The organism is Desulfosporosinus sp. Tol-M2 (assembly GCF_059735615.1).
The window spans coordinates 19,764-33,101 of the sequence record NZ_JCAIJG010000132.1 but is presented as its reverse complement, the minus strand read 5'-3'; the positions used below and the strand labels follow the sequence as shown (position 1 = coordinate 33,101).

16 protein-coding genes are annotated in these 13,338 nt (G+C 49.0%); all 16 read right to left on the bottom strand.

Annotated elements, in window-relative coordinates; all coding sequences use genetic code 11:
• Nucleotides 1-1,223 (bottom strand): phage portal protein (locus AC6I5A_RS10795; protein ID WP_034615568.1); only part of this gene is annotated, 1,223 nt, incomplete at its 3' end.
• Nucleotides 1,224-1,241: 18 nt separating this feature from the next.
• The gene (locus AC6I5A_RS10790) at nucleotides 1,242-2,843 is read right to left on the bottom strand and encodes a terminase large subunit (RefSeq protein WP_034615566.1); all 1,602 of its coding nucleotides are present in this window, start codon (nucleotides 2,841-2,843) and stop codon (nucleotides 1,242-1,244) included.
• Between the two features lie 106 nt (nucleotides 2,844-2,949).
• A complete protein-coding gene (locus AC6I5A_RS10785) occupies nucleotides 2,950-3,174 on the bottom strand; it encodes a DUF7678 domain-containing protein (RefSeq protein ID WP_034615564.1) in 225 nt (74 codons plus the stop codon).
• Between the two features lie 118 nt (nucleotides 3,175-3,292).
• Nucleotides 3,293-3,469: a DUF5049 domain-containing protein gene (locus AC6I5A_RS10780; RefSeq protein WP_034615562.1), complete on the bottom strand. Its 177-nt coding sequence runs from the start codon at nucleotides 3,467-3,469 to the stop codon at nucleotides 3,293-3,295.
• Entirely contained in the window at nucleotides 3,459-3,689 is a 231-nt protein-coding gene (locus AC6I5A_RS10775) for a DUF4314 domain-containing protein (protein ID WP_034615560.1), read from the bottom strand. Before AC6I5A_RS10775 ends, AC6I5A_RS10780 begins: the two co-directional genes overlap by 11 nt.
• Nucleotides 3,673-4,416 (bottom strand): hypothetical protein, encoded by a 744-nt coding sequence (locus tag AC6I5A_RS10770; protein WP_034615558.1) that lies wholly within the window; start codon nucleotides 4,414-4,416, stop codon nucleotides 3,673-3,675. Before AC6I5A_RS10770 ends, AC6I5A_RS10775 begins: the two co-directional genes overlap by 17 nt.
• Before the next feature lie 150 nt (nucleotides 4,417-4,566).
• Nucleotides 4,567-5,811 carry a site-specific DNA-methyltransferase gene (locus tag AC6I5A_RS10765; protein WP_034615555.1) on the bottom strand — a complete coding sequence of 415 codons (1,245 nt, stop codon included), beginning with the start codon at nucleotides 5,809-5,811 and terminating at the stop codon, nucleotides 4,567-4,569.
• Nucleotides 5,801-6,964: a methionine adenosyltransferase gene (gene metK, locus AC6I5A_RS10760; RefSeq protein WP_034615552.1), complete on the bottom strand. Its 1,164-nt coding sequence runs from the start codon at nucleotides 6,962-6,964 to the stop codon at nucleotides 5,801-5,803. The genes AC6I5A_RS10765 and metK overlap by 11 nt, the downstream gene beginning before the upstream one ends.
• Before the next feature lies 1 nt (nucleotide 6,965).
• Nucleotides 6,966-7,517: a P27 family phage terminase small subunit gene (locus AC6I5A_RS10755; RefSeq protein ID WP_034615549.1), complete on the bottom strand. Its 552-nt coding sequence runs from the start codon at nucleotides 7,515-7,517 to the stop codon at nucleotides 6,966-6,968.
• Nucleotides 7,518-7,623: 106 nt separating this feature from the next.
• The gene (locus AC6I5A_RS10750; protein ID WP_034615585.1) at nucleotides 7,624-7,980 is read right to left on the bottom strand and encodes an HNH endonuclease; all 357 of its coding nucleotides are present in this window, start codon (nucleotides 7,978-7,980) and stop codon (nucleotides 7,624-7,626) included.
• Between the two features lie 118 nt (nucleotides 7,981-8,098).
• Nucleotides 8,099-8,515, bottom strand: coding sequence for a hypothetical protein (locus tag AC6I5A_RS10745; RefSeq protein WP_034615546.1), 417 nt, complete (start codon nucleotides 8,513-8,515; stop codon nucleotides 8,099-8,101).
• 1 nt (nucleotide 8,516) lies between these two features.
• Nucleotides 8,517-8,798, bottom strand: coding sequence for a hypothetical protein (locus AC6I5A_RS10740; RefSeq protein ID WP_034615543.1), 282 nt, complete (start codon nucleotides 8,796-8,798; stop codon nucleotides 8,517-8,519).
• Between the two features lie 48 nt (nucleotides 8,799-8,846).
• Entirely contained in the window at nucleotides 8,847-10,220 is a 1,374-nt protein-coding gene (locus AC6I5A_RS10735; protein WP_034615540.1) for an SNF2-related protein, read from the bottom strand.
• Entirely contained in the window at nucleotides 10,201-10,482 is a 282-nt protein-coding gene (locus AC6I5A_RS10730) for a VRR-NUC domain-containing protein (protein WP_034615538.1), read from the bottom strand. The genes AC6I5A_RS10735 and AC6I5A_RS10730 overlap by 20 nt, the downstream gene beginning before the upstream one ends.
• A gap of 138 nt (nucleotides 10,483-10,620) precedes the next feature.
• On the bottom strand, nucleotides 10,621-12,879 hold the full coding sequence (locus AC6I5A_RS10725; protein ID WP_034615536.1) for a phage/plasmid primase, P4 family: 2,259 nt from the start codon (nucleotides 12,877-12,879) through the stop codon (nucleotides 10,621-10,623).
• Nucleotides 12,870-13,322 carry a DUF7768 domain-containing protein gene (locus tag AC6I5A_RS10720; protein WP_497900668.1) on the bottom strand — a complete coding sequence of 151 codons (453 nt, stop codon included), beginning with the start codon at nucleotides 13,320-13,322 and terminating at the stop codon, nucleotides 12,870-12,872. The genes AC6I5A_RS10725 and AC6I5A_RS10720 overlap by 10 nt, the downstream gene beginning before the upstream one ends.
• Between the last annotated feature and the right edge of the window lie 16 nt (nucleotides 13,323-13,338).

Here is a 13,338-nt window from a genome sequence, read left to right as displayed (position 1 = left end):
AACGCACCTGCGTCCTGCAGTTTGGTCATCGCGCCGTTGATGAGGTAGAGGTCGCCACCGAGCTCCGCCGGGATGCGGTCCAGATTCTCAAGCTCACGGATGTCGTTGGCGCTCATCCAACCGTTCTGACGTGCGGTAGCGTAACCGCTCATTCGGCTCACATAGTCGCCTCGAAGCAGCCCGTCCACATTGAACTTAATGAACAGCTTCGGTTTTTCGCTCTCCATGAGTAGGGCGCGGCACATGGACTGTTCCCAGCGCACTACCCAAGGGTCCAGGGTGTATTTCACGAACTCAAGGGATTGCTGCTCGATGTTGGAGAAAGACGATTTCTCAAGGTCAGCCAGCATGTGAGGTGGCACCCTAAAAATACGGGCGATCTCATTGATCTGAAACTTTCGAGTCTCCAGAAACTGGGCCTGCTCCGGTGATATCGCGATTGGCTGATACTTCATGCCTTCTTCAAGAACGGCTACCCGATGTGAGTTTCCGCTGCCTTGATAGGCTGCGTTCCAGGACTCTTTAATTTTCTGTGGGTCCTTGATGGTGCCAGGGTGTTCCAGCACTCCGCCCGGAGCGGCTCCATTAGCGAAAAATTTTGCACCGTATTCCTCAGTGGCAATGGCCAGTCCCACAGCATTCTTCGCCATTGCAATGGGAGAATAGCCAACCAGTCCATCAAAGCCGAGGCCAGGAATATGAAGAACGTCAGAGGGAGACAGGTAAACCTGGCTGTCTTTTCCGAGGGAGGGAGTGTCCTCGTTGCTGCGCTGGTATAAATAGAAAAGCCGACCGTTTGAATCTCGGTCGACCGTCATTTTGTTTGGCATCAGCGGATAAAGCGCAAGGACTTCGCCGCGAGCGTTTCGTATGATTTGCGCATAAGCATTTCCCCATAATAAAAGATGACTCATCAGCGTTTCTCTAAATGCAAACGAAGTCATCTCAGGGTTGGGTTCGTCATGGAGCAGTTTGTACAGCGGGTGCTTAAGGTGTTTTTCTTTACCTCCGGAATCGTTGTATTGGTAGATATGGAGCGGAAGCCCCGCCAACGTCTCGGATAATATCCTCACACAACTGTACACAGCCGTCATTTGCATGGCTGTTTGTTCGTTTACTGGTTTGCCCGCACTGGTGCTGCCGAAAAAGAAGCTGTAGCGGCTGCTCCCGAGTGCATCTTTAGGCTTGTCGCGCGCTTTGAATATTCCTTGCAGTATTCCCATAGACATCAATCTCCTTTACTAAAAAACAAGCAGGCCGCGATCGTCATAGACCGAAGCTCCACTTTCGTTGCCGCACCGAATTGCGCGGTCAAGCGCCATAATCGTCGCCACCGCACCGTCAATTTTCTCTGTGGACTTCTCCTTGTCGGTCTTGATGTTTCCGGCAGGATCGGTTCGAATAAAAATGTTATCCATCATCCACCTAAGGACCGGATGACCGCCATGCGCGATTTTCTCTTCAAATGTTAGTTTCATTAGCTCCTTTGTCGGCGGTGACATATCCTTGAAACCCTGTCCAAACGGGACGACCGAAAAGCCGAGGTTTTCCAAATTCTGTGTCATCTGGACTGCGCCCCAGCGATCGAAAGCAATCTCGCGGATGTTGTACTTCGTGCCCAGCTGTTCAATGAACGCTTCAATGAAGCCGTAATGCACCACATTTCCCTCGGTGGTTAACAAAAACCCTTGTTTCTGCCAAACGTCATAATTCACATGATCGCGCCGGACCCGAAGATCAATGTTGTCCTCTGGTATCCAGAAGAACGGGAGCACGCTATATTTGTCCTCCTCATCAAGTGGCGGGAAGACCAGTACGAACGCTGTTATATCCGTACTGCTTGAAAGGTCGAGCCCGCCGTAACAGACCCGCCCTCCGAGAGCGTCTTCGTTCACGGGGAACGCGCATTGATCCCATCTGTCCATCGGCATCCAACGCACTGCCTGCTTGACCCACTGGTTCAGTCGAAGCTGCCTGAAGCTATTCTCCTCAGCTGGGTTTTGCCTGGCTGACTCAAACGCTGCTTTGACTTTATCCATGCTGACGGTGATGCCTAGTGACGGATTTGCCTTTTTCCACACCTTCGGATCAGCCCAATCATCCTCGGTAGCCGCACCATAAATCACTGGATAGAAGGTGGGATCGTTCTTTCTGCCGTCGATGATATCCAGCGCCTTTTGGTGTACTTCCCAGCAGATGCTGTTTTGGTTGTCCCCGGCAGTGGTGATTAGGAAATACAGTGGCTGCATCCTGGCATCGCCGCTGCCCTTGGTCATGACATCAAACAGTTTTCGATTAGGCTGGGTGTGCAGCTCATCAAACACGACGCCGTGGGTATTGAAACCGTGCTTGTTTCCCACATCAGCAGACAAGACCTGGTAGATGCTACCGGTTGGTTGAAATATGAGCCGTTTCTGCGAATCAAGAATTTTCACCCGCTTTGACAGTGCTGGGCACATGCGCACCATATCCGCCGCCACGTTAAAAACAATGGAGGCCTGATTGCGGTCGGCCGCGCAGCCGTAGACCTCGGCGCGTTCTTCATTGTCACCGCAGGTCAGTAACAAGGCGACAGCGGCGGCGAGCTCTGATTTTCCCATCTTCTTTGGTATCTCTACATAGGCGGTATTAAACTGCCGATAGCCATTGGGTTTCAGAGTGCCGAACACGTCTCGGATAATCTGTTCCTGCCAGTCAATCAGCTCGAAGGGTTTTCCCGCCCAGGTGCCTTTGGTATGGGAAAGTGCCTCGATGAATGCGACTGCATAATCGGCCGTTTCTTTGCTGTAATAAGCGTCCTTCGCTTTAAAAGCAGTTGGTTTGTATTTTTTGAGTTTTCGGATATGCAGTCACCTCCTTCAAAAAGGCATAAAAAATAGACCTCGATGGGTCTTACTTAACGAGGAACAGAGCCGCAAGGCTCCATTCCGGGATTTAATTTTAATCGGGTTAGTTGTGTTCTTTCATCAGAATCGCAAGGGCAATCTCTGCATCCGAATCGAGCGGTTCTATATCCCAACCTCTGTCGTAATTGGCGATGATCTCACCATCGCGTTTTAGCATGAGTTTGGAAATGCGGCCCTTCTCGATGCCGTACTGCGATCCTTCTTCAAAACACTTCACCCAGTAGTGAATGATGCTGCTTCCAACTTTGATGCTTCCTTCTTTCCACATGGTCGTTCTCCCTTCGTTTTGTATGTGTATGTTCGTTCTGAAAGCACACGATAGCAAGTCAATTCAGAGATACAAACCGGGATATATGCACCAACTATTCGAGCCGAAAGTGTGTAAATTACGCCTCCCCGGTCAGGATGAAATGAGCATATTCTTTGCGGTTTTCTTCGAGGTACAATACCAGCTCGCAGAAGCCCATGTCATTTGCGATACGCTGCACCGCTACCACATCAAACATATTCGTCAGCCCCGTGTCGCGAATAGCCAGGATCTGTTTACGCACTTTATCTGTCATCGTCGCACCTCCGGCAAATGTCCTCGCCATAGACCACGTTCAGTCCGCTGCCGTTGTCCCAGTTGACCAGTATGCTTGCTGTGTCATCCACGCCGGTTACTATGCCCTTGGTGCCGATGGGCGGAGCCTGCATGTCGTCCATGCGAAGAAGCTCCACGCGGCAACCAGCCGGATACTGGCGGCGGATACGCTCGACGATTTCTTTACTCGGAAATCTCATCGTTTGCCTCCTCTCCGTTTAGAAGGTCTTTTACCTCTTCTACTACTGCGGGGTCGTCGGTGGCAGCGTCCATGTCTTCAGCGCTGAAGCCCTTCTTGGCTCCCGAGCGAAATGCGGCACTGCCAGTCAGGTTTCGAAGAAGCGTCCGACGCGTTTCCTTGAACTCCTCGCCAATGAAGCCGATCCGTAGGAGGAAGCAGCGGAAAGCGTACTTCTCATTGTCCGTTTCCTTTTCCTTGGCAGTCACACGCTTCTGGTTCTTGGCTGCAGCAAGCATTTTTCCAATTAAGTGAGCCGCCGCGTTGATGACCTCCGGCTCGGGAATGCGGTCGAACCAAGGAAAGCGAATGCGCTCGTCGGTGAGCTCGATTTCCAAGCTGTCCGCACCGAGTGCTTTTTTGATGAGCATCGCTTTGCTGTCTACCATCCGGCGCAGGTTGTCAATCGCGGCTTCGGTGGCGTCATTCAGTGGAAGCTCAATGCAAAGCCCGTCTGTGACTTCCTCGATCTCCGCTTCAAAGCCCATTGCGCAAAGTCGCTCAATAAGCTGTTCGCCCTTGGTGCTGTTGTCGAAGGAAAGAATGCCGTTCTTGCTGATAGTGAAATTGTCCACCTGATAAGCACAGGATGGAACGCCGAGGTACTTGGCATCGCTTTCGAGAATTTGGGCAATGGCCTGTACCAGTCGCTTGCGGTCGGGTCCGTTTACGTTGTAGTTGATTTCCATTTTCAAAACCTCCTGTCGTTTTGGTATGTACATATATCACTCTAAAGGCACCTTATAGCAAGTCATTTCGAGAAATATATGTGCCAAATCGAGCCGGAGGAAGCGGTCTTTTATCCTCCACCGTGGTGTTTGCGGCCGGTCAGATCTGCGTCAAGAATGGTTATCCTCACTGGCAGTCAACTCCGCATAGGAATAGAGCAGACCATCGCGCTGCACAGAAACCTTGTCAGCCGTGCCAACCTGTTCGATGTACCTCTTGACGATCACATCGCAGAACTTCTCATCAAGCTCGATGGTATAACAAGAGCGGTCAGACTGTTCGCAGGCAATAAGGGTTGAACCGCTGCCGCCAAAGGGATCGAGTACCAGCGTGTTACTCATGCTACTGTTCATGATCGGGTACGCCAAGAGAGGGACCGGCTTCATGGTCGGGTGATCACCGTTTTTCTTAGGCTTGTCGAACTCCCAGATGGTGCTCTCCTTACGACCGGTGTACCACTGATGCTTTCCGGTTTTCTTCCAACCGAAGAGCACTGGCTCATGCTGCCATTGGTAGGGAGATCGCCCTAGCACCAGCGACTGCTTCTTCCAGATGCAGCAGCCGGATAAATAGAACCCGGCATCCACAAAGGCTCTCCTGAAATTCAGCCCTTCAGTGTCGGCGTGGAAAACATAGATGCTGGCGTCGCTTGCCATGACGGCTTCGGTGTTTGTAAAAGCATCGAACAGAAAGTGGTAGAAGGCGTCGTTGCCCATATTGTCGTTCTTAATTTTCCCAGCGCTGCCTTCGTAGTTGACATTGTAGGGCGGGTCGGTGATCACAAGATTTGCTTTAACTCCGGCCATCAACAAATCAAAGGTGTCCTTCTTAGTGCTGTCGCCACAGACCAGTCGGTGCCGACCAAGGGTCCAGAGGTCACCGAGCTTAGTGATTGGCGGTTCCTTAAGCTCTGCTTCCACATCAAAATCATCATCGTGGATGCCGTCTTTGATACTGTCCTTGAATAGATCATCCAGTTCGGCGGGATCAAAGCCCGTAAGCGACACATCAAAGTCTGCACCCTGTAAATCTGCAATCAGTAGAGCCAGCTTTTCTTTATCCCATTCTCCGGAAATCTTGTTCAGTGCGATGTTGAGAGCCTTTTCCTTTTCGGCATCCATCTCGACCACCACACACTCGACCTCGGAGATACCCATATCGATGAGCACCTTCAAGCGTTGATGCCCACCTACAACGCAGCCGGTCACCTTATTCCAGATGACCGGCTCGACGTATCCGAACTGTTCAATGGAGCGCTTTAACTTATCATATTCAGGATCGCCAGGCTTTAGGTCCTTGCGGGGATTGTAATCCGCAGGCAGAAGCTCGGCGGTATTCTTTTTCTCAATCAGCATATTTCTTTACCGCCTCCCGTAGTTCTTTATACCGGTCCAGCCATTCCCAGCGCGAGAGTGTCCCACTGAAATGTCCGTAAGTCGCTGTATCTGCATAGATGGCGTCACGCAAACTCAGCGTTTCGATGATCGCCGCTGGACGCAGGTTAAACACATCAAGTACCGCTTTATGAAGAATCTCATCTGGGACCGTGCCCGTGCCTAAGGTGTCAATCTCAACCGCAACCGGGTCAGCCTTACCGATAGCATAGGATATGGCTATCTGACAGCGTTTGGCATAATCACACCTTACGATGTTCTTTGCGATGGCTCTTGCCATGTATGCACCGGAGCGGTCAACCTTGGTCGGGTCCTTACCGGAGAACGCTCCGCCACCATGAGCAGCAAGGCCTCCATAGCTATCGACCATAATCTTTCGACCGGTCAAACCAGTGTCGGCAGCAGGCCCACCCTCAACAAAACGACCGGAAGGATTTACGAGAATTTCAGTATCATCATCAAATGGAAATTTCTCAAACACTGGCCACAGCACTTGGGAGATGATCTCACTACGAAGAACCTCCAACTCCTTGTCAGCGCGGTGCTGTACAGAAACAATAATCGTTTTGATGCGCTTGGGCTTATCATCTTCATACTCGACAGTGACCTGTGCTTTTCCGTCAGGACCGATGCCTTTAATGACGCCATTTTTCATAGTGCTATCCAGCTTCCGGCAAATAGCATGAGCGTAAACGAGCGGGAGTGGGAGTTTTTCTGCCGTTTCATCTGTGGCGTAACCGTAAACGGTGCCCTGATCGCCAGCGCCAAGCATGGAATACCAGGAGGTATCTCCAGCGCGGGATTCCATAGCCCGGTCCACGCCACCGGCGATGTCCTTACTCTGCTGGTGGACGAACACAAACACCATAAACTTCCAAGGGTTGTAGCCAACGTCCTCCAGAACTCTGCGGACCACCCAGCGGATGTCCACTTTCTTCGAGCAGGTGATTTCGCCCGCTACGATGATTTTGCCTTTAGTGGCCATGACCTCGCAGGCCACGCGTGAAGATTTATCTTTGCGAAGACACGCATCGAGAATGCTGTCTGCAATCAGGTCGCAGAGTTTATCCGGGTGACCCTTGCAGACACTTTCAGAAGTTTTGTATTTAGCCATATCATTTTCCTTTCCGGGCGGTTAATAGCCGCTCCATCACATCATCCTGAGGATTCACGCCGCTGTACTCGCCGGTACAGTTTTCCTTTACGATTTGAAAAATCTCCATCCACAGACGGTTTGTCTGGTTCATGTAGTTCTGGCCCATCGCCACATATGGACTTTGGATTGCATTACCTGTGGTAGGATGCTTTGCCAGAAAGCCATACTCAGTAACCGCTTCTTCACACTGAATCCAGCGGGCAACACTCATGGCGTAACGCTCTAAAAGCTGTGGCGATACAAGCACCGCACAGCCGCGCTCGTTCAGCCACGTCCATGTGGATTTGTATATTTCGCTTGCGACGAGCGTCTTACCGTCCTTCTGGACAGCCTCGAGCATCTTTGCTGGTTCCGGCATCACTTGACCGTTTAGATCAGCCGTATCTGTAAACTCCATCACGGTCAGTTTTCTGCCGCCGGGATTACCTTCGGCTATTTTGTCGGCTAACGGCTTCTTTTTTGCGCCCGCGCCGACACGAGCGCCGCCTCTATTGGTACCGTCTTTCGCCAATCATCACACCTCCTTTTCGGGTAGGGGCTATTCCCCCGTTTGAATATGCGTTTTTCAACACGAAGCCCCACGCCGCTGTCCGCTTAAAAAAATTTTAGGGATTTGACTACCCCCACCGGTCACCCATCTCGACAGTAATGCGCGAATGGCAAGACTTACAAAGCGCCATGAGATTACTCGTTTCATTGCCTCCGCCTTTAGAGAGCGGAAGGATGTGGTGAACCTCTTCGGCGGGTGTCAGTTTGCCTTCCTTCTGGCACTCCTCACAGAGTGGATGTGCTTTGACATAGCGATCACGGATTCGCTTCCAGGCCCGGCCGTATCGTTTGTTGGATGCAGTGTCGCGTTCGTGCTGGTTGTATTGTTTGTCCATAACCTTTTGATGTTCGGCACAGTATTGCTCACGTACAGCAAGCCGACCGCAGCCGGGGTAGGCACAGGGACGCTTGGGTTTGTATGGCATTGGGTCACCTCGCTTTCTGGGCATAAGAAAAGCCACCGGGGATTACTCCTCGATGGCTCTCTGCCTACACTTTCTATACTACCAGTTTACTATGTTTGGCCACGACATCAACTCTCCTTTACTCTCCACTTTCGTTGACCACGACTTTTGTTAAAGCCCAGTCACGCATTCGGTAAGTATGCTGGATGCTGTAGCCCATCTTGGCAGCGACTTCCTCCCATGTACATCCGCAAAGGAAACGGAGCTCAAGCAACGTCTGGTATTCTTTATTGTCCACGGCTTTGATGCTGGTAACAATCTGTCGCTTGATGTCTACCAGTCGATGAATGTCATGATCAATTTCTGTTTGTAAGTCTACAATCTTCGCAATAGCATCTGCCATAGAAGAGACACTGTGGTTGGGATTGCGAGGCATATCGCTGATGGTAGATGTGCATTTTGTGGCCAGTTCATTCAAGGAAACAATCTGCTCCAGTTTGCTGTCAATACGAAGGTCCAGCCGGTAGGCTTGGCTCAGGAAATCCAAAGCTTTCATATCAGCCCACCTCAATTTCACGAACTTGACGCATCAGTGCATCACCATCCAGATTGGAGAGCAACTCAAACCATCCAGAATGGAAGAAGCGTTCAACATCATCGCGCTCACCTTCATTCTTGATAATTTTTTCCCTCAAGGCGCGCTTCCGTTTATCGTTCTTGGCCTCCTCAGTATCAAGGTCTGGCGTGTGCGGGTGGCGTGTTAGGAAGCGGATCGCCTGTCGGTAGTCCTTGACTGCTTGTACAATAATTGCATTTACTAAACTTTCATAGGGTTCCATAATCGTACCTCCGAATTTTTATTTCTCTCGGATTGGCACGGATTGTCTTTATTTGACTCTCATTTGCAGATCAGCTTTGACCGCATTGATAAGTGCCGACTGGCTTTTATCCTTAAGGGAAAGAGCCTTCAAAACACGCTCATCAATAGTGCCTTTGGTAACGATGTGCTGCACCACAACCGTTTCCGCTGTTTGGCCTTGTCGCCAAAGCCTCGCATTTGTTTGTTGATATAACTCTAGTGACCAGGTAAGACCGAACCACACGATGCAAGAGCCACCGGCCTGAAGATTTAAGCCATGACCAGCAGATGCCGGATGAATTAACCCAACCGGTATTTCCTTGTTGTTCCAGCCTCGAATACTTTCAGCGGTATCCAACTTGGAAAATAAAATCTTTATGCTGTGAAGCTTTTCTACGATCCGTTCGTAGTCGTGCTTATACCAATAGGCCACAAGGATCGGCTTTCCGGCTGCTGCCTCAATGATGTCCTCCAAGGCATCCAGCTTTTGATGATGAATGACCTCTGTTCCACCATTATCGTTATAAATGGCGCCGTTTGCCATCTGACATAATTTGTTGGAAAGCGCTGCAGCATTTGCCGCTGTAACCTCACCACCGGGCAGTTCCAGAACAAGGTCTTTTGCTAATTCGTCGTAGCGCTTTGCCTCCTTTTCAGAAAGCATAACCTTGTGTTCGCTGCTGATCAGTTCAGGCATCTTCAGATAATCCATGGACTTCATGGAAATCGTAATGTCGGAAATTTTCTGGTAGATGTTTGGCTCCGCTCCGGGGAGTGGCTTGTAGCTGTAAATGATCTGGCCATTTCTCTTATCCGGCATAAAGTAGTTACTGCGAAATGCGGTGATGAATCTTCCAAGCCTGGCGCCCATGTCCAGTAGTTTGAACTCGGCCCATAAATCCATTAAGCCGTTGCTGCTCGGTGTTCCAGCCATTCCAATCATGCGTTTTACTTTTGGACGCACCTTCATCAGTGACTTAAATCGCTTGGCTTGATGATTTTTGAAGGAAGATAGCTCATCGATAATGACCGTATCAAAATCAAACGGCAGCCCGCTCGCATCAATGAGCCAGCAAAGATTCTCACGGTTGATGACATATATATCCGCTGCGGCCTTTAACGCTTGAATTCGTTCCGCTGTGCTTCCCACGACAACCGAAACAATCAGGTCTGATAGATGATCCCATTTTTTAATTTCAGCAGGCCAGGTATCTCTTGCCACTCGAAGCGGCGCTACCACCAATACCTTATGTGCATCGAAGGAATCAAACATTAGGTCATTGATTGCAGTAAGGGCGATGCTTGTTTTTCCTAAACCCATATCCAGCAGGATGGCTGACACCGGATGAGATTCGATATAGTTGATGGCGTATTTTTGATAATCATGCGGATTGTACTGCATCTAAAATCCCTCCAATCTGACTGTCGTCATCTAATATGAAAACTAAAATTCCTAATCCTCTTAGCAGCTTGTGCCTTGCCATCTGTAATGGACGCGGGTGTTTACCAGGGGCTTTAACCTCAACAAAGGCGATTTTTCCTTCAGGCATTAGAAGGATTCTATCCGGCATACCATCAAAGCCTGGAGATACAAACTTTACTGCCAGCCCACCGCGCTTTTTTGCTTCCAAAACTAACTTCTTTTCAATCTCTTTTTCTCTCATGGTCGTACCTCATCAAAATTTAGGTGGCGGTCGTTACCCTCAATACATAAAACCCCCTATAGGCTATTTTTTACTTAAAAAACTTGCTAAAGCGAAGTTTTGTATATGAGGATAACGAGGGTCACCAGTGACAGTCTGTTATGGTTGATTCAAAAAATCTTCATCTTTTACACGCACGCCATAGATAAAAGAACCACTCTTTGTCTTCTTACGCGTAAAGCCTGCGAGTTCAACTGCTGCATAAAAATCGGTCGTACTTCTCGTATACTCACCATTACGTGCACAGTAATTACGATATTCTTGATAAAAGGCACCGGACTTCTGATTATAGCCCGGACCGATTTCGCAGCAATCATCTAGGAAATTTGCCATCCAGTCATTGTTTTCTCTATAAGTATCAATTGCCTTACGAACACACTCAGGCGGCGATAAATGAAAGTTCTTACGTATTGCCTTCATGGCACCTTCAACAATCCAGCTAAGGATATAGGGACCAGCCTCATTAAAGAGGTGGTCGGCATAATTCTTCATATCACTGCTACCTTCAATCTTTGCATCGAAAGGAATGACAATCAGACGACGCCACGTTCCTGCATCATTGGCACCTACACGGGGTAAATGGTTTGTATAAAGCACAAGCGTATGCGAAGGGGTGAACTTGAATGGATCTTTATACTTTTTTTCAGCCGTAATCTCGTCTGTAGAACAAAGCTGTTTAATGATGGAAGTATTAAGGCGCATGCCCTCCTCAAGCTCTGCCGCGATGATGAGACGCTTGCCCTTAAGCTCTGCCATTTCAGGCTTCACATTTCTACGGCAGCCAACCGTCAAAGTGTCTGCAGACAAGGAGCCGGAATAAGTACCAAGCACTCTTGATATGGTATTCCAGAAGGTGGATTTACCATTACGTCCTTCCCCATAAGCAATGATGATCGCTTCCAGGTAAACCTTACCGATTGCAGCAAGGCCTACAATCTGCTGGACATATTCGATAAGCGCAGCATCATTACAAAAGAAGGTACGAAGGGCTTGTTGCCAGATTTCCTTGCCTTCTTCGCCGAGCTTACTATTGGTCTGCTTCGTAATGAAGTCAGCAGCTTCTGGAAGCCTACTTTCGCCAGTTTTTAGATCAATCGTTGCACCGGGTGTATTAAGTAAAAACTCATCCTTATCTAGATCCGAGACACAGTGCTGCAACATCGGTTTTGCCGCCTGAAGCGCCGCAGTAACATATTTCATATCGCGGCGCTTGAGTACAAACTTCTTATAAATAGTCGCAGCGGTATACATGCCATAAGCTATTTGCTGTTCTTCGTTCATATCTCCTAGGCCCTTGCCGGTAATGATAACGGCTTTCTCTAGACCAGCTTTAATACAGGCTTCCAGTGTTGATAAAACTTGTGCTTCTGCGTCAGCGAGCTGCTCATCAAGAAACTCCTCCATCGCACCGACTGCCTTCTGCTTTGACTCCACCCATTTTTCACCGTCATACCTTAAATAATCGGTAGCCTCGGTGAAGCAAAGCTCTGCATCACATTCACGAGCAAGCACTTTGGCCTGCCCAATATCGGAGTAGTCAGTGGGTTTTAAAGATGCGCCACTAAAATCTTTGTTAAAATCCTCAGGTGCCACATAGCCTTCTTGATCCTGAACCTTTTTAGCAAACTTCACCGCGCTATTCCATATGGTTGTCAGTTCATTCCCTTCGATTGGTATCTCACACTTTTCTGCTTCCTTTAAGAAAAGGTCATGCGCTTTATCTCCAATACCATAACGTTTCAAAACTCTGCCTGCGTAATGTGACAGGGTTTTATTCCGTCTGCCTGCTGGAATAACAGAGTTGTATGTCACAGCATCGTCAAAATCCTCGTCGACATCTTCAATCACATCAAGGACTGAGAGCCAGCCTTCATGCCAGATCACATCGCCCACATCTGCACCATAGATAAACCGTGCCGCATCCAGAGCGTTATCATCAAAGAACGGAAACTGAGCATGGATGGCCCTTTTGATTGCCACATAGCCTTCCGCAGCTTCTAGCTCTTCGATTGAGAAGTAGACATGGAACTTGGGTCTTGCTGTTTTTCCGTCCTTAGAAATCATATTGTGTCGGCTGGGTGCAATCGCATAAGAAACATCCGGCATGAGCTCTTCCAAAGCCTCTGGTGTGATCCACTCCTCCGGATTTTCAGTATGGTCATTATCACAGTCCATAACGATAACATCAGACTTTATAAAATTTTCAGCACTTCGGTAGTTGTTCTGATACTCGGCACATACGTGGTCTTGCTTCACCGCTTCCTTAAGTTCATCTACCGAGGTAACCACACGTTTATTTGGATAGAGGCAGTTCTTCTGATTGCCGGTGCAGTTTGCCGTACAAATCGTTAATTGCATGTTGTTACCTCCTCCATGTCCTCGGTAAAATAGCGGATCGTCATGCGGCGCTTCTTAGCTTTTTCAACCTCGCGCTGCATGCCATTCGTGATCGTCTCGCCAAACACCCAGAGCTCATTGCATTTACCTAAGAAAACAATGTCCATGAAAAACGCAAGCTCGCGCTCCTCCGGATCGTCATCTGAAAGATATAAAGGCAACAGTAGGTGTGGCGCAAAAGCGATCGCGTTTCTCTCCATAACAGCGAAGCGGCTATAAAGCTTGGCCCTTTCCGTGTTTTTCTCTACATCACCTGCATACGGTGAGCAGATATACACCAGGGGTTTGAATGTCTTGTCTTCTTTTCTAATGTTTGTCAGCGCCTGGTATGCAGTAGGATCGGAATAACCTTCACTATTTTTCTTGTCCACTCCGCCGGTACCGTATTTCATTTGTTCGTTCATAAGCGAACCTCCTTAT